The sequence below is a fragment of the Curtobacterium sp. UNCCL20 genome, assembly GCF_900101675.1.
Lineage (GTDB): Bacteria > Actinomycetota > Actinomycetes > Actinomycetales > Microbacteriaceae > Curtobacterium.
Window position 1 is genome coordinate 499056 of the sequence record NZ_FNKG01000004.1, and the last position, 20508, is coordinate 519563.

The following is a 20508-nucleotide window of genomic DNA, read 5'->3' on the forward strand; positions in this document are numbered from 1 at the left end:
CCCGCCGCTCACGTCGCCGGAGGCTCCCCCCACTGGCAGCCTCCGACGCCGGAGCCGGGGTCAGCGTGCGAGTGCCTGCTCGCTGAGCGCGACGAGGTCGTCGGCGCGCATGTTCGGCCACCCGTGCAGCAGTTCCCGCCACTCGCCCGGCAGCGCCGACGCGCCGTAGAGCGCCCCGGCGAGCCCACCGGCGATGGCGGCCACCGTGTCGGTGTCGTTGCCCGTGCGGACCGCGCGCACGAGGGCGTCCTCGAGCGACGAGCTCCGCTTGACCGCGGCGTACGCGGCCTGCATCGCCGAGACGACCCAGCCGTTCGAGTCCGTGAAGTCGACCGGCTCCGAGTGCTCGGCCGTCACGAGTCGGTCGACCCACACGCGGCGCTTGTCGAGGTGGATCAGGTCGAGCCCGCGCAGCACGTCGAGCTCGCCGTGCAGTACCGCGTGCCGGATCGCCACGCACCAGAGCACGCACGCGTCCCCCGCGTCGGACTCGAAGTGGGTGAGGTCGCTGATCGCCCGTGCGGCGGAGGCGAGCCGCTCCTCCTCACCGGGGACGTCGTGCAGGTACCCGAGGACGAGCGGAGCGGTCCGCATGAGGGAACCGTTCCCCGCCGAGCGGCCCTTGTGCTCGTGCTCCTGCCGGGCCGCAGCCCGCGCGTGGGAGGCGGTGCGCGCCTCCAGGCCGGTGAGCACGTTGCGGGTCTGGATGCCGACGTCGGGCGCGTCGACCGCCCACCCTGCCCAGGCCGCCACGAGGCCGTCGAGCGCTTCCTCGGACGCCGGGTCGCCGCCGCGCGCCAGCGTGCGGAGGATCGGGACGGCCATGCTCGTGTCGTCCGTCCACTCCCCCGGCGCCCAGCCGAAGGAGCCGCCGCCGGCCATCCGGATCGGGGTGGGTTCGGGGACGGCCGGGCGGAACTCGTAGCCGGCACCGAGCGCGTCGCCCGCGGCGGAGCCGAGCACGGCGCCGATGGCTCGGTCGGTCCGGTCGGCGGTCTGCGTGGTCATGTGACCCTCCTCGGGTTTACGCGGAAGTGCGTAAACCCGAGTCTGCACGCTTCCCGTGGTTTACGCAAGTGTGCGTAAACTCGCTCCCATGAGCGACACGTACCGCGACCCGAGCGGCAAGCGGCTGACCGACTACCCGCGGCCCTCCGTCGCCGTGGACACCGCCGTCCTGACCGTGCCGGTCGGCGGCGAGCTGTCGGTCGTGCAGGTGTGCGACGCGGTCGACGGCGACTGGCGACTCCCCGGGACCTTCGTGCACGAGGGTGAACGCCTCGCTTCGGCCGTCTTGCGGTCCTTGTCCGCCAAAGCCGGCGTGACGGGCCTCTCACCCGAACAGCTCCACGTGTTCGACGACCCCGCGCGCGACGACCGCGGGTGGGTCATGTCCGTCGCGCACCTCGACGTCGTCCCCTCCGAGGCGCTGTCACTCGACCCCGACCGCGCGCGGATCGTCCCGATCGCCGAGGCCCGCGGGATGGTGCACGGGCACGACGACATCCTCGACGTCGCGGTCTCGCGGCTGCGGTCGGCGTACCGCACTGCGCCGGACCCGCACGGCCTGCTGCCCGAGCCGTTCACGATGACCGAGCTCCGCAGACTGCACGAAGCGGTCCGCGGTGAGGCGCTCCTCCCCGACTCGTTCCGCCGGTCGATGCTGCCGCTCCTCACCGCGACCGACACCAAGCAGGCGGCGGGCCCCGGGAAGCCCGCGACGCGGTACCGACGCGGGCACGAAACACGAAAGTAACTTGCAGAACTGGCGCATGTCGGTGCAATGCGCTTTCATGGAGAGCATGACGATCATCGATCGCACCGACCGTGCCGACGCGTTCGCACTCGTCCGGACCCAGTCCCGGACGATGCCGACGAGCATGCGCGCGATCGCCGACGCCGTCCTCGACGACCCGGCCACCGCGGCCACCACCAGCGCTGCCGAACTCGCGACCCGTGCCGGCGTCTCCCCCGCCACCGTCTCCCGCTTCGCCCAGCACCTCGGATTCGCCAACTTCGCCGCCCTGCAGCGCAGCATGACCCGCGCCGTCGAGCGCGGCATCCACGAGCGTCGGGAGACCGAGATCCACGCCGGCGTCAGTGTCGACGACGACGTGGCCACCGTGATCGCGAAGGTCACCGAGGACGTCCGGGCCGTGATGAGCGACACCCGCGCCACCCTCGACCCGCACGCGCTCGAAGTCGCCGCCGGGCGGATCAGCGAGGCCCGTCGGGTCGTCCTCTACGGCGTCGGCGCGAGCGGGATCGTCGCGCGTGACCTGCACCTCAAGCTCGAACGCATCGGCATAGCGAGCTCGATCGCCGACGACCCGCACAACGCCCTGACCCTGGCGAGCGTGCTCGGCCCGAACGATGCCCTCGTCATCACGAGCCACTCCGGCACGACGACCGAGGTGCTCGAGGTCGCAGCCCTCGCGCACGAGAACGGCGCGACGGTGATCGCCATCACCGGCCACGCCCACGCTCCGCTGGCCCGGCACACCGACCACGTCCTCCTCGGCGTCGCCGGTGCCGAGAGCGACCTCCGCCCCGCCGCCATGGGCAGCCGGATGAGCCAGCTCGCCATCGTCGACGCCCTGTTCATCGTGGTCGCCCAGCGCACCGACGACCGCTCCCGCCCGCTCCTCGCACGCAGCCGTCACGCGGTCCGCGCGCACCACCGCTCCTGAAAGCCGGACCCATGCACCACGATCTCCTGCGCGACGAACTCAAGTCCCTGACGACCGAGGCAGCCGACGCGTCCCTCGACGACATCGACCTCGTCTCCACCCTCGAGGCTGCCCAGCGCATGAACGCCGGCGACCGCAGCGTGCCTGCCGCAGTCGAGCCGTGCCTCCCGGCCATCGCCCTGGCGGCAGACTCGATCGCCGCAGCGTTCGCGCGCGGCGGCCGCCTGATCTACGTCGGTGCCGGCACACCGGGCCGGCTCGGCGTCCTCGACGCCAGCGAGTGCCCGCCCACGTTCGGCAGCGACCCCTCGCAGGTCGTCGGCGTCATCGCCGGTGGGGACGTCGCACTGACGACCGCCATCGAAGGCGCCGAGGACGACGAAGCAGCGGCCGTCCGCGACCTCGACACGCTCGGCCTGACGGCCGACGACGTGGTCGTCGGGATCAGCGCGTCCGGCAGGACGCCCTACGTCATCGCAGCCATCCTGGAGGCACGGCGAAGGTCCGCCCTGTCCGTCTCCATCGCGTGCAACCCCGACTCGGCCGCGGGGCGGGAAGCCGACATCGCCATCGACGTCGTCGTCGGTCCCGAGTTCATCGCCGGGTCCACCCGCCTGAAGGCGGGGACCGCGCAGAAGCTCGTCCTCAACATGCTCACCACGCTGGCGATGGTGCGCAGCAACAAGACCTACGGCAACCGGATGGTCGACGTGCGGGCGACGAACGCCAAGCTCGCCGCCCGGTCGTTCTCGCTCGTGCAGGACGTGACCGGCGCTGACGACCCGGTCGTCTCTTCCGCACTCGCCGAGGCCGACGGCGAGGTGAAGACCGCCATCGCGGTGATCCTCACCGGGCTGTCGGCTCCTTCCGCTCGGCAGCGTCTCGCCGATGCCGGCGGTTCGTTGCGCGCGGTCATCTCCTGATCTGCCGTCCTTCCTCGCTCCACCCGTTCGCTTCCCCCTTTCCCTTCCTTTCCCCCGAGGAGCACATCAATGGCCGATGCACAGCAACTCGCACAACGGATCCTCGACACCGTCGGTGGGTCCTCGAACATCGCCGACGTCGAGAACTGCATGACCCGGCTGCGGGTCGAGGTGGTGTCCGAATCGTCCGTCTCGCTCGAGGACCTCAAGGCGACCGACGGCGTCATGGCCGCGATCGCCGCCGGGTCCAACCTGCAGATCGTGCTCGGACCGGGGCTGGTCGACCGCGTGGCGGACTCGCTGGAGTCGTTGCGTGCTGCGCCGGCTTCTGCGCCTGCTCCTGCTCCTGCTCCTGCTCCTGCTCCTGGTGGTGCGTCTCCTGACGAGCTCGCTGCCCGCGGCGCGGAGATCAAGGCAGCTGCCCGGGCCCGCTCCGACGGCCGGACCATGCGCGCCATCCGCCGCATCTCCGCCATCTTCATCCCGCTCATCCCCGCGCTGATCGCCTGCGGTCTCATCGCCGGGATCAACGGCATCCTGACGAACCTCGGATGGCTGCCGGGCGTGACGCCGTTCCTCGGCGTCCTGAGCTCGGGCTTCCTCTCCCTGCTCGCCGTCTTCGTCGGGATGAACGCCGCAAAGGAGTTCGGCGGCACGCCGATCCTCGGCGGCGCCGTCGGCGCGATCGTCGTCGCGGCGGGAGTCGCCAACGTGACCGTGTTCGGGCAGACGCTCGCGCCCGGGCAGGGCGGTGTGCTCGGCGCGATGGCCGGCGGCATCCTCGCCGCCCTGGTCGAGCGCTTCATGCGGCGGCACACGCCGGACGTCATCGCGCTCATCGTCGTGCCGACCGTCACGGTGCTGGTCGCCGGCTCGATCACCCTGGGCATCCTGATGTCGGTCGCCGGTGTCGTCTCGGTCGCGATCGGTACCGCCGCCACCTGGCTCCTCGCCAACGGTGGCGCGTTCGCCGGCTTCGTCCTCGGTGGACTCTTCCTGCCGCTCGTGATGACCGGCATGCACCAGGCGCTCACGCCGATCCACACCACGCTGATCGACCAGACCGGGTGGACCGTGCTGCTGCCCGTCCTCGCCATGGGTGGTGCCGGGCAGATCGGCGCCGCGATCGCGCTCTGGATGCGCTTCCGCCGCAACGAGGCGCTCTCGCGGACGATCCGTGGTGCCCTGCCCGCCGGGCTCCTCGGTGTCGGCGAGCCCCTGATCTACGGCGTGACGCTCCCCCTCGGTCGGCCGTTCATCACCGCCTGCATCGGTGGCGCCTTCGGCGGCGGGGTCGTCGGGCTGTTCGACCAGCTCGGGCACTCCGTCGGGGCGATCGCCATCGGCGCCTCGGACCTGTCGCTCATCCCGCTGCTGAACGGCTCGTCCGGGTACGGGTGGGCGCTGCTCGGGTACGGCTCGGGACTCATCACCGCGTACGTCGTGGGGTTCGTGGCGACGATGCTCTTCGGGGTGTCCGCGTCGGTTCGTGCTGATCTGGAAGAGCAGTCCGCTCCGGGAGCGCCGCTCGACGTCGTGTCGTCGGCCGTGCCGGCTGACGCGACCGATGCGCCGCCGGCTGCCGGTGCCGCGGGTGCTCCTGCGGCCGCGGCTGCTGCCGGAGTTGCGTCCGGCTCCGAGGCTCGGGCGTCGCGCTGATGCGGTTGGGCGCGAGCGCGTACCTGGCGCATGCTCCGCTGGCGGGTCCGACGTTCTCGGCCGCAGCGGAGGCGGGTGCGACGCTCGAGTTCACCTCGTTGCTCATCCCGGAGGACTCCCCCGCTGGCGCACGCGCCGTGGCGACCGCGATCGTCTCCGCTGCTGCGTCCGCCGGCCTGTCGGTCGTGGCCGACGTCTCCCCCAACACCGCTCGGCTGCTCGGCAATTCGCCCTGGGAGTTCCTGCGATCGATCGGGGTCGCACGGGTGCGGATCGACTTCGGGTTCTCCGTCGCGGAGATCCGCTCGATCGCTGCCGTCCTGCCGATCGCGCTGAACGCGAGCACGTTGCGCGCCGCCGATCTCGAGCCGTTCGCGGACCTGGACGTCGAGCTGATCCACAACTTCTACCCGCGGGAGTGGACCGGGCTGGCGTTGTCCTCGGTGGCTTCGTCGGTCGCTGTCGCCCGACAGTTCGGCTGGCGCGTGGGTGCGTTCATCGCCGGCGACTCGGTACGCCGTGGGCCGCTCGGCGAAGGGCTGCCGACCGTTGAGGAGCACCGGGCCATGCCGCCGTTGTTCCAGGCGCTCGGGCTCGTCGATGCCGGCGTGAACGACGTGTACGTCGGGGACCCGGCGCTGACCGATCTTTCTTGGTCGCGGCTGGGGTCGTTCGTCCGGGATGACCTGGTCGTGCTCGACGGCACCGCTGCCCCGGGCGTGCATCCGGAAGTCATCGAGGCCCTGGCGGTCCCCGACCGGAACCGGACCGATGCTGCCGAGGCGATGATCCGGCTGGAGCACTCGCGGGAGCGGTTCGCCGGGCTGCCGCTGCCCGAGGTCGGTGGGCAGCCGAGGCCGGCGGGCTCGGTCACCGTGCAGTTGGCGTCGGCGAGGAGGTACTGCGGGGAGGTGGCGATCACGTTGCGTGACCTGCCTGCTGACGATCGCGTTGCCGTCGTGGGGATGCTCGCGAGCCCGATCCCCCTGGTCGGCGCTCACCCCCTCACAGCCGTCCTCCGCTGATCCAGCCTCCACCGAGTGTGACGCGACCGCGAAACGAACCAGCCGATCGACGACCATCGACGCGATGGAACGTTGGGAAGCAGACGACGCACGCCGACGGCACATGGCGCGGTTCGGTCGCCGGGACACAGCACCGGAACTCGCCGTGCGACGCGAGCTCCACCGGCGTGGGCGACGGTTCTTCGTCGACCGGCGAGTCAGCCAACGGTGTCGAGTTCGCCCTGACCTCGTCTTCCCCCGGGCGAGAGTGGCAGTGTTCATCGACGGCTGCTTCTGGCACTACTGCGATGAGCATGCCCACCTCCCGAAGGCGAACGCCGAGCTCTGGCGCCGCAAGTTGCTGGCGAACCGGCGACGGGACGCGCAGAACGAGGCCGTCCTGGTGGGCGAAGGCTGGCGCGTGCTCCGCTTCTGGGAACACGACGCCCCGATGACCGCCGCGACCAGGGTCGAGGACGAGCTCGATCGCTGGGGTGCGATCGTTCGTGGTCCAGTCGCTCGTCGGGCAAGATGACCTCATGGTCGAGGTCGTAGCAGGCGTACTCACTCGAGCGGACGGCCGTGTGCTCGCCTGTCGTCGTGCTCCTGGTCGATCAGCTGCCGGCCTCTGGGAGTTCCCCGGAGGAAAGGTCGAGCGCGACGAGCGCCCTGAAGACGCCCTGTCCCGTGAGCTGCTCGAGGAGCTGCACATCGACGTCCTGGTCGCCGAACGCATCGACCGCACAGTCACCTGGGTCGACGCGACTGACATCGATCTCGCGACGTACCGAGTGCCGTGGGACGCGCACGGTCCGTCGTCCAGCACCGACCACGACGAACTCCGGTGGCTGCTCCCGGCGGAACTCGGATCTCTCACATGGGCTGCTCCGGACCTGCCGACGGTGCAGGCGCTCAACTTCGCGACTCCGATGCCTTGATGCTCTTGAGCCACCGCTTCCACCAGCCGATCCCAGCGATGCCGGCTGATCCCGCCAGCGGACCTCCGCAGCTCCGCCAGACGCTTGTCGATACTCCTGGAACGATGCTCGCGTCCGAGTGTCAGTCGAGACCGTAACGCCGTGCCCTCGCCGCTTGGAATCGACGATGGTGGGCGAAGTACCGTTCAGTGGTCTCGTCCCACACACTGCACGTCCGACCGATCAGCGCGTCGACGGACGCTGACAAGTCCGGAGTCATCGGTGTGCGGCGCGGTCCGCGCCGGACGGCCCCTCCCGGCGCAACGACCACGTAGCCGAGTTCGAACAACGAGTCACATCCGATCAGACAAGCCGGCATGACGGTGTCCGTTCGCGCCCGCTCAGCGCGTGAAGTGTCGGCCCGCCTCTTGATGTGTGCAGTGACGAGCATTGCGACAGGGAGGTCGCGGCCACACAAGGCGCAGGTCGCCAGCATCTGATCGCCGAAGAGGTGTATACGCAACAGCGTCTGTTCGCCCCGGACGTTGATCACGACTTGTCTGTCGCCGCGGTAGTCGATCTGCGCATCGGCCGCTGCGTCCTCCGGCCAGGCGGGAAGCTGTGCAGCGTCAACACGCAGGCCGACTTCCGTCAGCAGCCAGTCGGCGAGTGCTCCAGCGACCTCGGAGAGGTACACCTGTTTGACTTTGCCGCTTCGCGAGAACGGCCATCCGGTGTTGTCGCGTTCGGTCCGCAGTTCAAGTGGGATGCTGCCCAGATCGATCGGACGGTCGAGCTCCTGCATCTCGACTCGGACCACTCTGCCGTCCGCGGACCATCGCGTGCTGGGGTCCTCAAACGGTGGCGGCCCGTCGAACGAAGGCGCGAGGACAGTACTCCACCCTCGTACTGCTCCGCGCGAGTAGTGGAAGACGATGTCGCCTGGCGACGCCTCGAGCATGCGATCCCAGTGCCCCCGTGGAGTTCCTGACCGTTGCCCCGCCCGCGGACGCGAGAGCTTGGGTGCCCAGAGCACACGCGCTCTCCGCTCTTCCTCGAACGTCTGCCCTTGGTTGACCCAGAACGACCGCACCGTTCCCCCTCCGATCGTTTTGCTAACGATCGTGAGGCTAACGAAACGATTGGAAGACGCACCACCTTGACCTGCCCCCAGAAGGAGGGTTGGCCATGTGACGACTGGAGCGCGGGGAGGTGTGACTCTTCCGGTCGTCAGAGAAACTGACGGAGATGGCGCCGCAGCGCGGGGTCCACTGTGTACAAGTAGGTTCCTCGAACTCCGCGAGTCAGCAAAACTGCGTACACGTTCGCTACCAGTCTCCGGAGGTCCTCGTCTGAGTAAGTGATGCCGAGCCGCGGGTTGTTCTCCATGCCTTTCTTGTCGAAGTAGTTCGATCGGTCGAACACGATTTCCTGCGTGACGACGTCGAAGCGGAGGTCTGGTCCGATGATCACTCCGACGTAGTTCAGGTCGTAGCCCTGCACCGTGTGGATCGACCCAACCTGATCGACCGCCCCGGGCGATGTGATCCAGTCCTTCTGGGTCTGGTTCCACTGCAGCTGGCGACCGTCGATCTCCATGTCAACGGCAGCCTTGTCCCGCTTGCTCTTCCACTCCCAGGCGTATCCGGCAACGAGACGCGAGAGACCTACTTCCCTGTCACGGAACCGGATGGCATCATGCATCTCCCCCAGGTTGTCGAACATCCGCAACTCGTAGTCACCGAAGGTCCGCGGTTCCGGCGACTCGCCTCGCATGATCGCGCGCACGTAGGACACGTAGTCAGCTCCACCTTGAACACGCATCTGTGTGAAGAGCCGGTAGTAGCGGTGGTTCTTCCTCGCCGCGTTCACGAGGCTGGTCTGCAGTTCCTGCGGGAGGTCCGCTGGGCGCACGCTCTGCTCAGAGTCGAGCAGGAAGACCTGGTGCGCGCTGCGATCCCGGATCCAGTCGAGCTGTGTGTAGTGATCGGAGTCAGCCCCGAAGAGCTGCTCATTGATCTCGCCGAAGCTCTTGTTCTGCGGTCCTGATGCCTGGTTCGCGCGGTGGTTCAGACGGTGCGACTCATCGACGACCAACAGGTCCCACTTCTCGGTGCTCTTCCCCACTTCGAAGGGCGTGAGAACCATAGTCGCGTCGAGACCAGGAGTCTTGCGGAACACCCGTTTCAGTGATGCACGCAGCGCCTGCTGCGGAACAACGAGACCGAGGCGAAAGTCGGCGAGCTGCTCTCGGTTGTCCTCCGTGAAGAAGTCCGAGAAGAGCGAGTCACCGTCGACCTCGTCCACGCCCACACCGTTCTCGATGTCGCGCAGGAGTTTGAGCAGGTAGACCGCGACGATGGTCTTGCCCGTTCCGGGATCGCCCTGCACGACGATCGTGCTGCCGAGCCCCGACACGAGGTCGTCGAAGAGCCCCTCGAGGACATCCTCCATCACCACGGCTTGATCACGGTTGAGTGCCTTGAACGGCGAGAGCTTGAAGAGCTCGCTGTTCTCGATCTCCGCGATGCTCCGAGTGAAGAGCTTTTGGTCGCGAAGAGCTTCGAATATCTCCCGGAACGTCTCGCGGTACCGTTCTCGATCGTAGTAATCCGCGTTGACGACACCCTTGTTGCTGTTCAGGACCGTGTACTTGTCGTCGCCGGCGAACAAACCGATGAGCTGTGACTCCAGGTCGAGGCACACTGACTTGTTGAACGTGCTGTCAAGCACGAGACGCACCGCCTTCAAAGACCGACGTTCATCGGAATCCAGGTGCTGCCGCATCCGGGAAGCAGTGTTGAGCGTCTCGCCGACGTAGACACGTTTGCCGTCGTCGAGGATGTACACCACGGGCCAGTTCAGGAACCGGGGATCTTCTTCGCGCCACAGCCGCAGATGTCGCTCATTGAACGGCCACTGCACGATGTCAAAGCTGGTCATACTTCGTGCTTCGTCCTCGTGCCCGCTCGATCGGGTACTTCTCCCGGGTGAGGGCGAGTTTCTCGCGGATGATCTCGACCGCATCGAGATCGAGCCGGTCTGCGAGGAGGTAGCAGTAGGTGAGCACGTCGGCGAGTTCCAGACGAACGCGGTCCACATCGGCATCTGGAGACCACTGGAAGCACTCCAGTAGTTCGGCTGCTTCGATCGCGATGCTCTTGGCGAGGTTCTCCGACGAGTGGAACTTCATCCAGTCACGCTCTGCGACGAACTCGCGGAGTTCATCGCGCAACTCTTCCCCGGCCATGTCAGCACGCTAGCAGTGCGCTGCGATCGTCCGGGAGACCGCTCACGTGCGACATGGAGCGCGCCCGTCAGCCGGGACCACCCTCCAGCGGGGTGATCGTGAAAGGCCGAGCACCCCAGAACAGGTGCTCCCGAGGCGGCGTCGCACCCACGAGGATGGTTCAACACCACTCGTCCCGGGGACGACGAGCGGCACCGAGGACCAGGGACTCCCCGAGGGGCAACACCATGACGATGGCCGGAGAATCCGCAGGGGTCGAGGCACACCGCCAGCGCAGCCATGCGCGCGAACTCCGCCGCCAGGCGGACGACGCCGAGCAACGCGCTGCCCGCTTCGAGATCGCCCACCGCACCGAGAGCGAGACCGCGCGGATCCTCGCCCCACTCGCCGGCATCGGGTACCACCTGCTCGCGGACCGCCGCTGGCCAGGCAGCCGCACAGCGCAGGTGGACATGGTCGTCGTCGGCCGCGCCGGCGTCTTCATCGTCGACACGAAGGCCTGGCACGAGGTCGCGGTCCACGGCGACCGGATCACCCGCGGCCAAGAGGACGTCACCGACGACATCGCCCGCCTCGCCGACCTCGCGTACAGCACCGAGGCAGCGCTGGCGGACACGGGCCTGGCGCCCGGCGAGGTGCACGCGGTCGCCGCACTGGCAGGCCAGAAGCGCATGCACGCTCGCGTCGCCTCGGTCGACGTCATCGGGGCGCACGACCTCGTCGGCCACATCACGAAGCGTGGAGCCCGATTGTCCGCGTCCCGCGTCGACGAGGTCCTCGCCGCGATGCTCCACCACTTCCCCGTGATCGGCGACGGCGGGGCAACACCGCCACAGGTCGTCGTCCCGGCACCGGTACTCCCCCGCGAACCCGACGTACTCCTCCCGACGATCGACAGCACGGACGACGCGCTGACCGACCAGCTCCTCAACGGCGTGCTCGAAGCGCCGATCGAAGACTGGATGGCGTTCCTCGACCCGGCACAGGCCAAGCTCGTCCGCCGCAGCTTCAACGGCCCGGCACGCATCCGTGGCGCTGCCGGCACAGGAAAGACCGTCGTCGGCCTGCACCGCGCCGCGTACCTGGCACGCGCAACCGGCGGCCGCGTGCTGTTCACGACGTACATCAGCACGCTGCCGAAGGTCCTCGAGTCGCTCCTCGAACGCCTCGCGCCCGACATGGTCGGTCGCCTCGACTTCATGGGCGTGCACGCGTTCGCCACGCGCCTGCTGAAGGAACGCGGGATCGCGTTCCGCACGCCCGGACTGGAGGCGCGACTCGCGTTCGACGACGCATGGAACGCGATCCGCGCCTCCAGTCCGTTGCGGTCCTCGCGTTTCTCGCGCTCCTACTGGGAGGACGAGATCAAGCACGTCATCAAGGGGCGCGGCCTGACGCGCTTCGACGAGTACGCGGACCTGGCGCGCGTCGGGCGCAAGCACGCGCTGCCCGTGGAGACGCGGCAGGCCGTGTGGGACCTCTACGAGGCGTACTCGCGCGGACTGCGCGAGCGGCGCGCGCACGACTGGGAGGACATCGTGCTCCTCGCGCGCGACGCGGTCGCGGCGGTGCCGCTCGAGCGGTACGACGCGGTGATCGTCGACGAAGCGCAGGACCTGTCGTGCGCGATGGTCGCGCTGATGCACCACCTCGTCGGGGATCGCGCCGACGGGCTGACGCTCATCGGGGACGGCCAGCAGACCATCTACCCGGGCGGGTACACGCTGGGCGAGGTCGGCATCAACCTGTCGGGTCGAGGCGTCGTGCTCGACGTCAACCACCGGAACACCGCCGAGATCCTCGAGTTCGCGAAGGAGATGGTGGCGGACGACCAGTTCGTCGACATCGAGGGCGTGGACGGCGTCGGCGATGTGGTTTCGGCGGTCTCGCGCTCCGGTCCGGCGCCAGCGTTCCACCGGTTCTCCAGCCGTGCCGAGCACGACCGCGTGATGCTCCAGCAGCTGAGCGAGGTCCTGCGCCTGATCGGGACCGGGCACGGCGACGTGGGGATCCTGACCGCGACGAACCGGCAGGCGGATGACGTCCGCGGCGTCCTCCGCGACGCCGGCATCCCGGTGATCATGCTCGACGAGTACTCCGGCCGGACGTCCGAGGCGGTGCGTGTGGGCACCGTGAAGCGTGCGAAGGGCCTCGAGTTCAAGCAGGTGCTGCTCGCACACGTCGACCGCAGGATGGTGGACGCGGCGCCCGCCGTCTCGTCCGAATCAGATCGGGAGCGACGGGAACGCGGGCGACGGGAGCTCTACGTGGGGATGACCCGGGCCCGGGACGGGCTGTGGGTCGGGGTCCGCAGCGGAGCAACACGCGGCCGCTGAAGCGGTGAACTGCCGCCGGTCTTCGATTCCGATTGATCGAAGAAGGTCGGAACCCTCGGGCACTACCGGTAGTCGTCCGTATCGCCGATGACGCAGACCGAGTCGACGCTGACGTGTGCACGGACCTTGGTCGCGGCCATCGATGCACGTGGCTTGTCGTCAGCGCGGGCGACGATCGCGTACGCCGTGCCGGTCGCGGCATCCATCTCCGTCTGACTCTTGGACAGCCGGTAGCCTTCCTGTTCCCACCGATCACCAGCCCGCTCGACGAGCGACCGCGGCTCGGCGGGGTCCTCCACCTCGACGTAGTAGCTGAACTGCACGGCCCGCTCGCCGTCCACCTGGCAGTCGTTCGCGACCGGCACCGGGACGTCCTGCGGCCAGGTGTCCGGAGCCAGTTCGAGCACCGACCGGAGCTCCGCCTTCGCCTGCTTCTGTGCCTCGTCGATGGTCATGGTGGTCTGAGCTCCTGTCGTCCCGCACCCCGTGATGGCGACGGCAACCGCGCACGCGAGAGCCGTTGCCATGACGGTCCTCTTCACGCGTCCGGTCATCGTCTTCACCGTAGTGTCGCCTTCGCCGTCTCGAGCAGCGTGTTCGTGTCGAGATCGAGGTACCCGTGATCGGCTTCGAGATCACCGTCAGGGTTCACGAGGAGATCGTGGACGTTCACGCCGGTGGTCCCGTTCACGTCCGAAGCGTCGATGACGGTAGAACCGAAGTTCTTCTGTGTCGGGTCGAGCCGTTCGGGGAAGCTCAACTGTCGTCCGATCTGAGCGACGTCACGCGCCGTCGGAGAACCACCGGAGGCTTGATGTCCGTGCGCGGAGAGCCGCCAGGGCGGTCCGCGCCGGTTCGGGTTCAGCGAACGCCACTGTGACCTGCCGGCCATCGTTCGTCGTGATCCGAACGCCGGAACGGCCGCCCATGGAGTAGAGCCGTCCTGATCCGGTTCGTTCGCGCCCCTTGATCCCGAACCCCGCCCAGGACGGTTCTTCGTCCGGGTTGATCAAACCGACCTTCGACAGTTCTGTGATCGCGAGCCGTGTCCGCCGGAACGGCACCATCCCGAGCACGACGTGATCCTGATCGATCTCGACGATGGTGGCCGTTCGGCTCACGAGGCCGATGAGGAGCCCCACGACGGCGGCCATCACGAGAAGGACGAGTCGCGACGCGCCGTCGAACCCCTTGACCGCCGCAGCAGAGACGGCCACTACGACGATCGGAGCGCACATCACGCCTGCAGCCAGGACGGCACTTCGCGGTGCCGTGCTTTGGAACCTCACGACTCCCCCACCACGAGCGCATCGTCCGCCCAGTCCACGATCTCCGGATCATGTGTCGCCACCACCACCGCGCTCCCAGCCGCTCTCAGCGCGTCGAGCCCGACCCGCACCCGCGCCGCACTCCCCCGGTCCAACGACGCCGTCGGCTCATCTGCCAACACGACCTTGGGCCGCTGTACGAGCACCCGGGCAACCGCGACCCGCTGCTGCTCACCGCCGCTGAGGAGCCCGGCCCTGGCCCGCCGTCGGCCGCCGAGTCCGACCGCGAGCAAGGCGTGATCGAGACGCGCATCGAGCTCCGCACGGTCGACACCCGGAAGGCGGAGGACACGGAGGTTCGCCTCGACCGTCCACTCCGGCACCACCGCGTGGTCCTGCACGATGCACCCGACGTCGCTGCGCCGGAGACGTCGCCGTTCCCGCTCCGACACCTCGCCGAGCGACGTCCCGAGCATCACGACGCGGCCTCGAGTGACGCGATCCAGTCCGGCCAAGCAACGCAGCAGCGTGCTCTTCCCGGAACCGGAAGCACCACGGAGCGCGAGCGCCTGCCCCGCGGGCACGTCGAAACTGACCTGGTGCCACAGCCGGCGCGGGCCGAGGTCGTACCCGAGCCCGGTGACGGAGACGAGGGGCGTGGAGTTCATCGTGTGATCCGATCTCGATGGGCTGAGAGAGCGATACCGGCGGTGAGCAAGAGCGCGGCGGCCAGCCCGACCGCCGTACCGACACACGCGATGGTCGCCACGGAGGAACCGTCTTGGACCGCCGAGGCCGACGAAGCCAGGAAGGCTGCGACGGACGAGAGCACGCCGATGAACCAGCGGTGTGAGGCGGCCGCTGATCGTCCGACGAGGGTGCGGAGTCGCCGAGCGGATCGTGACCGCACGCGATGCGCTGCGATCATCGTCGACGCGGCGAACACGAGTCCGACCACTGCTCCGATCACCGCGCTGGACACGAGGGCCCGTTCGGTGCGGAGCTCCACGAGCTGCTGCTCGACCTGCGCCCCGACTCGGTTGAACTGCACGACGACGTCCCGCACCGCAGCGTGCTGCAACGCGTCCTCGAGCGGAAAGTCGGCGGCGAACCGAAGTTCGGCATTGCGTACCGCGAGCCCCACCCGGTTGAGCGCGAGCGCTTCGATGCTGGGCAGGACGATCACCGGCAGGTCGAGTGGTTCTGGAGCCGGGGCGATCGACCAGATCACCCACCGGCTCACCGATTCGACGAAGTCCGCCGTGCTCGCGACTCGCTCGATGCGGATGGGCAGCGGCGCCGATGTCGGCGGGACAGGAGCCTCGGCTTCTCGGTCGAGCTCCCAGCCGTCGGCGAGCGCTTCGCGAACCGCGCTCTCGAGCGCGGGCAGGCTGCTCTCGCGCGCTGTCGGCACGAGCACGACGACCTCGTCGCTGCCGGCCGCGACGTGTTGAGGAGCGCAGGCAGGAACGGTCACGAGCGCACCCTCGACGAGGTTCGTCTGCGCCAGGCACGCTGCTCCTTCCTCGACCGCAGCGCGTCCGACCCGGCCGAGCGCGACCTCGTCAGCCAACGACGTCGACGCCGTGGTGAGTACGACGTCGTCCCCCCGAGCAGCCTCGTCGGCGAGGTGCTGCTCGAGACCCGCGCGGGCCTCGGTCGTCCGCAACACCGAGAACCCGTCGCTGACCGTCGCGAACACGAGCGCGCTGGCACAGAGGCCGACGACGACCTCGGGGAATCGAGGCCGGAGCCGAGACAACCCGGAGCATGCGACCGTCAGTGCGACTTGCACGACGACGAGCAACGCAACGCTTCCGAGGATGCTGGCGGACGCGACCCGAACGGCAGACCACCAGACCGGCGCTGCAGCTCCGGCAGCGATCATCCACGCCGCGATCGCGAGGTGGACCGCGAACATACCCGACAGGAGGAGGGTGGTGGCTTCGGCACTCTCGCGCACCAGGATCCGGCCGCGTGACCACCCAACGATCCGACGGGACCGCTGCCGCGCCGCACGACGTGTCGCTTCTGCGGCGAGCGCGATGACGAGGCTGACTGCCACAGCCCCGGCGAGCGCAGGTACTCCTGGTGCCAGGGACAGCGCACCGAGTACGACGGTCGCGTCGGGTGTCACCTCGTAGGCGACAACACCCGCGCCACGAAGTGCCGCGAGGAACGCCGAGACGTCGGAGGCAGACCCGTCGACCGCGTAGGTCCAGAGGATCGAGGCGTCGCCGACCTGGTCAGCCGGGAACCCTTCGATGTCCGCCCAGAACACCGGAGCCGGAACCTCCCCGCGCACGACGTAGACATCGACGGCGGCGGGTACTCCGGCCCGGTCCGGGACGACGAGAGCCAGTGAGACGTCGTGCTGTGCCGCGCGCTCACGGAAGGCGTCGAGTTGTTCTGCCTTCGGCAGGGTCTCCGGCACGGCGGTGATGTCGATCATCGTCCTGCCGAGCAGCAACCCGTGCGACTCGAGCGTCCCGACGACGTAGACGAGCAGCGCCCCGAGGAAGAGCGCGGCCGCCACCATCGCGACGATGGTGGCGGCCGCGAACCCGCGGATCAGTAGATGTTCCAGTAGGCGCGGTTGCCGCCCCACCACGTCGAAGGCGTCGCCGCGTAAGCGATCTTGCCCTTCGCCACACGGTTCGACTTCGACGAATTCGCCGACTTGACCGTCGTGCTGTGTTCGAACTTCCCGTTGTCGTACGCGGACACCACCTCGCCGCCTCCGACGTAGTAGGTCCAGACGCCGCCTCCGACCACCTCGGTCGCGCCGCGCATCATCGGCTGGTCGAGCGAGACCGATCCGCTGCGCGGTGCCGCAGATGCATCCGCGGACGCAGACGCGGCGTCCGTCGCGACACCTGCGGTCATCAAGACAGAAGCGGCCAAGCCGACCGTGATCCAGTGCTTCATCGTGTTCCTCCCGTTGCGCCCCGTGCGCTTCGGGAAGAGCCAAGCAGGAAAGAGACGATATCTGAAATCTCGGATATCACGAATACAAAATTGCTCGCTCTCGATCAGGCGGTCAACTCACCACGTCAGCACGAACCGCCCCCGCGTCCCCCCGGCTTCGAGCCGCTCATGCGCCTCCGCCGCCTGCGTAGCCGGCAGCACCTCGGCGACCCGCGGCGTCAGCGTCCCGCTTTCCACCGCGTGCCGCAGCTGCTCGAGCTTGTCGAACGACCGGTACTCCTCGAACACCATGATCTTGTCGAAGTGGATGCCCCGAGCGCCGTTGCCCTCCCAGCCCCGCACGCTGAAGAACGCTCCCCCGTCCTTCACGGCGTCGACGACCTCGTCCTTCTGCACGGATGCATCGGCGAGCGCGTCGACCCCGCCCGGCACGAGCGCCCGCACCGCAGCGGCGAACCCCTCACCCCGAGGCACGATGTGGTCCGGCCCGAGCGACCGCACGAGCGCCTCGTCCTTCGGCGCAGCGTCCGCGATCACGGTGACACCCGCAGCGCGAGCCAGCTGGATCACGTAGTTCCCGAGCAGCCCCGCAGCGCCGGTCACGGCGAGCGTCTGCCCGGGAGCCAACGCCGCTCGAGACAGGATCTGCAGCGCGGTCAGCCCGTTCATGGGCACGGTCGAAGCAGCGGGGAGCGACGTCCCGCGCGGCACCCGCGTGAAGGACCCGACCGGCGCGACGAGCTCCTGCACGTAGGCGCCCCCGTGGGTGCTGAGCGGCAGCGCGATGGCCATGACCTCGTCGCCAACCTTCCACCCGGACACGTCGGGGCCGACCTCGTCGATCACCCCGGCGGCGTCCATCCCGGGCACGTACGGCGGGGACGCCTGCGACGAGTCCCGCTGCCCGGCGCGCACCCCGGTGTCGGTCGGGTTCACGGCGAACGCCTGCACCCGGATCCGCACCGACCCCGAGCCGGCGTGCGGCTCCGGGACCTCGTGGACGGCGAGGGCCTCGGGCCCTCCGAACTGTTCGACTCCGACGACCTGCATCCTCCCGGTCTACCCGCGCGTTGCTTGACGCAACCTGACGCGACCAGAGGCCGGACGATTCAGTAGCCGATGAGCAAGACCGCGGCGAATGGAAGGCGCAGGCGGCGGGATGCGTAGATCGCGGACAACTGATCTCTGGTCTTCGCAAACGCCTCAGTCATCAGGACGCGGCCGCTGGACTGGTACCGGTACTCGATCGGCATCATCAGGACGAAGTAGTTCGCATCAAGAAGCAGAGATGTCCTGACGATGTCGCGGTAAGCAGCGTTGCTCATGGCACCTCGCCCCGCCTCGACTTCGACCGCGATACCGAGCTCATCGTGAAACGCGTCAATCTCGTACTTCACTTCGGGTCGGCCGTTGTCTCCAAAGAGCACGGGTCGCTCAATCCGTTGACCTCGAGATTTCCCCGACTCAACCTTGAAGCCGAGCTCCTCCATCGCAGGACGTAAGACCTCGAGAACGGCGTCACTCGTCAATTTGGTGACGCTCTCGCTCGATACCTCGGTCGTATCGAGCGTCGTGCGGTTTCGCTCGACGCTCTCGACAAGTCCGAGCGCCCATTCTTCGGGTCTGGCATTCCGGGGGAAGTAGCTCCACATGGGGTACGGCACACGTCGATTATGCATGCGACTGCGATGCGAATCAGATCCGCCGACCGTTCCGCTTCACCGAAGGTCAAGACGAAACGCTCAGTTCGCACCATCCCCCGATCGGAGGACGCACGTCCACCTCCCCCGCCGATCCACGCGCCCCCACAACCGAGCACGCTGGTCCCATGCCCGACACCCCAGCCATCGAGGTCCGCAACCTCGCGAAGCAGTACGCCACCGGCAAGCGCGCCGTGGACGACGTCAGCTTCGACATCCACCGCGGCGAGACCTTCGCCCTCCTCGGCCCGAACGGTGCCGGCAAGACGACGACCGTCGAGATCCTCGAGGGCTACCGCTCCCGCACCGGGGGCGACGTCCGGGTACTCGGCGTCGATCCGGCGCATGCGCCTCGCTCTCACCGAGAACGGATCGGTATCGTCCTGCAGACCAGCGCCGAGTCGCCCAACGTCACGGTCGCCGAGCAGCTCCGGCACTTCACGACGCTCTACCCGCGGCACCGCAGCGTCGAGGAACTCCTCGACAAGACCGGCCTGGGCGAGCAGCGGAACACCCGCATCGCCCGTCTGAGCGGAGGACAGCGCCGCCGCGTCGACGTCGCCCTCGGCATCATCGGTCGCCCGGAGGTCCTTTTCCTCGACGAGCCGACGACGGGCTTCGACCCGGAGGCCCGTCGTCGCTTCTGGGACCTCATCGACGAGGTGAAGCGCGAGGGCACGACGATCCTCCTCACCACCCACTACCTCGACGAAGCCGCGCAGCTCGCCGACCGGGCGGCGGTCGTCGCCGACGGGAAACTGCTCGACATCGCGCCGATCGACGAGATCGGCGGTGCCGAGGCGCGCACGCCGCTGATCCGGTGGCGCGACGACGCGGGCACGCAGCACGAAGAGCGGACGCAGCACGCAACGGAACGCATCCGCCAGAGCACCACACCCATGCACGATCTCGAAGTCATCCGCCCGTCCCTCGAGGACGTCTACCTCGGAATGGTCGGCCACCGATGAGCACCGCAACGACGAACGCAGCGAACACGACGAACACAGCCACGATCGGTGCCCACCGCATCGGCTACGAACTCCGCTCGTACTTCCGCGCCCCGGACGCGGTCTTCTTCACCTTCCTCTTCCCGATCGTCATGCTGGCGCTCTTCTCGGTCGCGTTCAGCAGCGCACCCGACATCAAGGCCGGCACGAACGTCAGCGTCGACTACGCCACCTACTACCTGCCCGGCCTGGTCGCGACGGGCATCCTCCTCTCCGGCACGCAGTCCCTCGGTGTCGACATCGCGGGTGAGCGCAGCGACGGCACGCTGAAGCGTCTCGGCGGCACACCCCTTCCCGTGCTGAGCTACTTCATCGGCAAGATCGGCATGGTCCTCGTCACGACGGTCGTGCAGACCGCCCTGCTGCTGGGGATCGCGAGCATCGTGTTCGGCGTGGACCTGCCGACCGACGGCGGCGCGTGGGCACGCTTCGCCGGCATCATGCTCCTCGGCGTCGCGACGAGCGCCGTCCTGGGCATCGCGATCTCCGCGCTCCCCCGCGAGGGCCGCCGCGCCACCGCCACGATCGTCCCGATCGTGCTGGTCCTGCAGTTCATCTCCGGCGTCTACCTCCCCTTCACGCAGCTGCCCGACTGGCTGCAGAACGTCGCGTCCGTCTTCCCCCTCCGCTGGATGGCGTCGGGCATGCGGTCGGTGTTCCTGCCCGACGCGTTCGCGTCCGCCGAGCCGGGAGGTGCGTGGCACCTCGGCCTCGGCATCCTCGTCCTGGCAGCATGGCTGGTCGTGGGCACGGTGGCCTGCTTGCTGACGTTCCGGTGGAATCGCAAGGACGCGTGATCAGGCCTGTGGAGAACTCCCGCGGAGCC

At 68.5% G+C, this 20508-nt stretch carries 22 protein-coding genes; 10 read left to right on the plus strand and 12 right to left on the minus strand.

Annotation, left to right across the window (positions count from 1 at the left end; all coding sequences use genetic code 11):
• Positions 1–60: 60 nt before the first annotated feature.
• Positions 61–1008 carry an ADP-ribosylglycohydrolase family protein gene (locus tag BLT36_RS17965; RefSeq protein ID WP_092097194.1) on the minus strand — a complete coding sequence of 316 codons (948 nt, stop codon included), beginning with the start codon at positions 1006–1008 and terminating at the stop codon, positions 61–63.
• Positions 1009–1096: 88 nt separating this feature from the next.
• On the opposite strand from BLT36_RS17965, the gene BLT36_RS17970 reads away from it, so the two are divergent.
• The 7 genes from BLT36_RS17970 to BLT36_RS18000 all read left to right on the plus strand — a co-directional run bounded on the left by BLT36_RS17970 (position 1097) and on the right by BLT36_RS18000 (position 7214).
• The gene (locus tag BLT36_RS17970; protein ID WP_092097196.1) at positions 1097–1756 is read left to right on the plus strand and encodes an NUDIX hydrolase; all 660 of its coding nucleotides are present in this window, start codon (positions 1097–1099) and stop codon (positions 1754–1756) included.
• Positions 1757–1802: 46 nt separating this feature from the next.
• The gene (locus BLT36_RS17975; protein ID WP_175529714.1) at positions 1803–2690 is read left to right on the plus strand and encodes a MurR/RpiR family transcriptional regulator; all 888 of its coding nucleotides are present in this window, start codon (positions 1803–1805) and stop codon (positions 2688–2690) included.
• 11 nt (positions 2691–2701) lie between these two features.
• Positions 2702–3613, plus strand: coding sequence for an N-acetylmuramic acid 6-phosphate etherase (gene murQ / locus BLT36_RS17980; RefSeq protein WP_092097199.1), 912 nt, complete (start codon positions 2702–2704; stop codon positions 3611–3613).
• Between the two features lie 69 nt (positions 3614–3682).
• Positions 3683–5272, plus strand: coding sequence for a PTS transporter subunit EIIC (locus BLT36_RS17985; RefSeq protein ID WP_092097200.1), 1590 nt, complete (start codon positions 3683–3685; stop codon positions 5270–5272).
• Entirely contained in the window at positions 5272–6297 is a 1026-nt protein-coding gene (locus BLT36_RS17990) for a MupG family TIM beta-alpha barrel fold protein (RefSeq protein ID WP_092097202.1), read from the plus strand. Before BLT36_RS17985 ends, BLT36_RS17990 begins: the two co-directional genes overlap by 1 nt.
• A 64-nt stretch (positions 6298–6361) precedes the next feature.
• Positions 6362–6811 (plus strand): DNA mismatch endonuclease Vsr, encoded by a 450-nt coding sequence (gene vsr / locus BLT36_RS17995; RefSeq protein ID WP_092097203.1) that lies wholly within the window; start codon positions 6362–6364, stop codon positions 6809–6811.
• Between the two features lie 4 nt (positions 6812–6815).
• A complete protein-coding gene (locus tag BLT36_RS18000) occupies positions 6816–7214 on the plus strand; it encodes a (deoxy)nucleoside triphosphate pyrophosphohydrolase (protein ID WP_092097205.1) in 399 nt (132 codons plus the stop codon).
• Positions 7215–7335: 121 nt separating this feature from the next.
• On the opposite strand, the gene BLT36_RS18005 is transcribed toward BLT36_RS18000, so the two are convergent.
• From BLT36_RS18005 to BLT36_RS18015, 3 genes are all read right to left on the minus strand, one after another.
• On the minus strand, positions 7336–7998 hold the full coding sequence (locus BLT36_RS18005; protein WP_139166521.1) for a hypothetical protein: 663 nt from the start codon (positions 7996–7998) through the stop codon (positions 7336–7338).
• Between the two features lie 425 nt (positions 7999–8423).
• Positions 8424–10136 carry a DUF2075 domain-containing protein gene (locus tag BLT36_RS18010; RefSeq protein ID WP_092097208.1) on the minus strand — a complete coding sequence of 571 codons (1713 nt, stop codon included), beginning with the start codon at positions 10134–10136 and terminating at the stop codon, positions 8424–8426.
• Positions 10123–10443, minus strand: coding sequence for a nucleotide pyrophosphohydrolase (locus tag BLT36_RS18015; RefSeq protein ID WP_092097209.1), 321 nt, complete (start codon positions 10441–10443; stop codon positions 10123–10125). The genes BLT36_RS18010 and BLT36_RS18015 overlap by 14 nt, the downstream gene beginning before the upstream one ends.
• Before the next feature lie 227 nt (positions 10444–10670).
• Here BLT36_RS18015 and BLT36_RS18020 point away from each other — a divergent pair, with 227 nt between their 5' ends.
• Positions 10671–12779 (plus strand): nuclease-related domain-containing DEAD/DEAH box helicase, encoded by a 2109-nt coding sequence (locus BLT36_RS18020; RefSeq protein WP_217638334.1) that lies wholly within the window; start codon positions 10671–10673, stop codon positions 12777–12779.
• A gap of 62 nt (positions 12780–12841) precedes the next feature.
• Here the strand turns inward: BLT36_RS18020 and BLT36_RS18025 are convergent, their stop codons facing one another.
• From BLT36_RS18025 to BLT36_RS18060, 8 genes are all read right to left on the minus strand, one after another.
• Positions 12842–13234 carry a hypothetical protein gene (locus BLT36_RS18025; protein WP_092097210.1) on the minus strand — a complete coding sequence of 131 codons (393 nt, stop codon included), beginning with the start codon at positions 13232–13234 and terminating at the stop codon, positions 12842–12844.
• A 104-nt stretch (positions 13235–13338) separates the two neighbouring features.
• Positions 13339–13470: a hypothetical protein gene (locus tag BLT36_RS19150; protein ID WP_302847123.1), complete on the minus strand. Its 132-nt coding sequence runs from the start codon at positions 13468–13470 to the stop codon at positions 13339–13341.
• A 91-nt stretch (positions 13471–13561) separates the two neighbouring features.
• A complete protein-coding gene (locus tag BLT36_RS18035; RefSeq protein WP_092097213.1) occupies positions 13562–13996 on the minus strand; it encodes a hypothetical protein in 435 nt (144 codons plus the stop codon).
• Positions 13997–14064: 68 nt separating this feature from the next.
• Positions 14065–14715, minus strand: coding sequence for an ABC transporter ATP-binding protein (locus BLT36_RS18040; protein WP_092097215.1), 651 nt, complete (start codon positions 14713–14715; stop codon positions 14065–14067).
• Complete coding sequence (locus BLT36_RS18045) at positions 14712–16586, minus strand: hypothetical protein (RefSeq protein WP_092097216.1); 1875 nt, start codon at positions 16584–16586, stop codon at positions 14712–14714. Before BLT36_RS18045 ends, BLT36_RS18040 begins: the two co-directional genes overlap by 4 nt.
• Positions 16587–16618: 32 nt before the next feature.
• Positions 16619–16975 carry a lactococcin 972 family bacteriocin gene (locus BLT36_RS18050; protein ID WP_092097218.1) on the minus strand — a complete coding sequence of 119 codons (357 nt, stop codon included), beginning with the start codon at positions 16973–16975 and terminating at the stop codon, positions 16619–16621.
• A 117-nt stretch (positions 16976–17092) separates the two neighbouring features.
• Positions 17093–18025: an NADP-dependent oxidoreductase gene (locus BLT36_RS18055; protein WP_092097220.1), complete on the minus strand. Its 933-nt coding sequence runs from the start codon at positions 18023–18025 to the stop codon at positions 17093–17095.
• A gap of 59 nt (positions 18026–18084) precedes the next feature.
• Positions 18085–18639 (minus strand): hypothetical protein, encoded by a 555-nt coding sequence (locus tag BLT36_RS18060; protein WP_139166523.1) that lies wholly within the window; start codon positions 18637–18639, stop codon positions 18085–18087.
• 164 nt (positions 18640–18803) lie between these two features.
• On the opposite strand from BLT36_RS18060, the gene BLT36_RS18065 reads away from it, so the two are divergent.
• Positions 18804–19643 (plus strand): ABC transporter ATP-binding protein, encoded by an 840-nt coding sequence (locus BLT36_RS18065; protein ID WP_092097224.1) that lies wholly within the window; start codon positions 18804–18806, stop codon positions 19641–19643.
• Positions 19640–20479 (plus strand): ABC transporter permease, encoded by an 840-nt coding sequence (locus tag BLT36_RS18070; protein WP_092097226.1) that lies wholly within the window; start codon positions 19640–19642, stop codon positions 20477–20479. The genes BLT36_RS18065 and BLT36_RS18070 overlap by 4 nt, the downstream gene beginning before the upstream one ends.
• The last annotated feature ends 29 nt before the right edge of the window (positions 20480–20508 follow it).

Excerpts from the sequence above, each read along its gene's own strand:
- BLT36_RS18015 (WP_092097209.1), bottom strand. The coding sequence starts at position 10,443 with ATGGCCGGGGAAGAGTTGCGCGATGAACTCCGCGAGTTCGTCGCAGAG.
- BLT36_RS17975 (WP_175529714.1), top strand. The coding sequence starts at position 1,803 with ATGACGATCATCGATCGCACCGACCGTGCCGACGCGTTCGCACTCGTC.
- BLT36_RS18065 (WP_092097224.1), top strand. The coding sequence starts at position 18,804 with ATGCCCGACACCCCAGCCATCGAGGTCCGCAACCTCGCGAAGCAGTAC.
- BLT36_RS17970 (WP_092097196.1), top strand. The coding sequence starts at position 1,097 with ATGAGCGACACGTACCGCGACCCGAGCGGCAAGCGGCTGACCGACTAC.
- BLT36_RS18025 (WP_092097210.1), bottom strand. The coding sequence starts at position 13,234 with ATGACCATCGACGAGGCACAGAAGCAGGCGAAGGCGGAGCTCCGGTCG.
- BLT36_RS18020 (WP_217638334.1), top strand. The coding sequence starts at position 10,671 with ATGACGATGGCCGGAGAATCCGCAGGGGTCGAGGCACACCGCCAGCGC.
- BLT36_RS18070 (WP_092097226.1), top strand. The coding sequence starts at position 19,640 with ATGAGCACCGCAACGACGAACGCAGCGAACACGACGAACACAGCCACG.
- BLT36_RS18045 (WP_092097216.1), bottom strand. The coding sequence starts at position 16,586 with ATGGTGGCGGCCGCGCTCTTCCTCGGGGCGCTGCTCGTCTACGTCGTC.
- murQ (WP_092097199.1), top strand. The coding sequence starts at position 2,702 with ATGCACCACGATCTCCTGCGCGACGAACTCAAGTCCCTGACGACCGAG.
- BLT36_RS18055 (WP_092097220.1), bottom strand. The coding sequence starts at position 18,025 with ATGCAGGTCGTCGGAGTCGAACAGTTCGGAGGGCCCGAGGCCCTCGCC.
- BLT36_RS18005 (WP_139166521.1), bottom strand. The coding sequence starts at position 7,998 with ATGCAGGAGCTCGACCGTCCGATCGATCTGGGCAGCATCCCACTTGAA.
- BLT36_RS18040 (WP_092097215.1), bottom strand. The coding sequence starts at position 14,715 with ATGAACTCCACGCCCCTCGTCTCCGTCACCGGGCTCGGGTACGACCTC.
- vsr (WP_092097203.1), top strand. The coding sequence starts at position 6,362 with ATGGAACGTTGGGAAGCAGACGACGCACGCCGACGGCACATGGCGCGG.
- BLT36_RS17985 (WP_092097200.1), top strand. The coding sequence starts at position 3,683 with ATGGCCGATGCACAGCAACTCGCACAACGGATCCTCGACACCGTCGGT.
- BLT36_RS17990 (WP_092097202.1), top strand. The coding sequence starts at position 5,272 with ATGCGGTTGGGCGCGAGCGCGTACCTGGCGCATGCTCCGCTGGCGGGT.
- BLT36_RS17965 (WP_092097194.1), bottom strand. The coding sequence starts at position 1,008 with ATGACCACGCAGACCGCCGACCGGACCGACCGAGCCATCGGCGCCGTG.
- BLT36_RS18010 (WP_092097208.1), bottom strand. The coding sequence starts at position 10,136 with ATGACCAGCTTTGACATCGTGCAGTGGCCGTTCAATGAGCGACATCTG.
- BLT36_RS18050 (WP_092097218.1), bottom strand. The coding sequence starts at position 16,975 with ATGAAGCACTGGATCACGGTCGGCTTGGCCGCTTCTGTCTTGATGACC.
- BLT36_RS18000 (WP_092097205.1), top strand. The coding sequence starts at position 6,816 with ATGGTCGAGGTCGTAGCAGGCGTACTCACTCGAGCGGACGGCCGTGTG.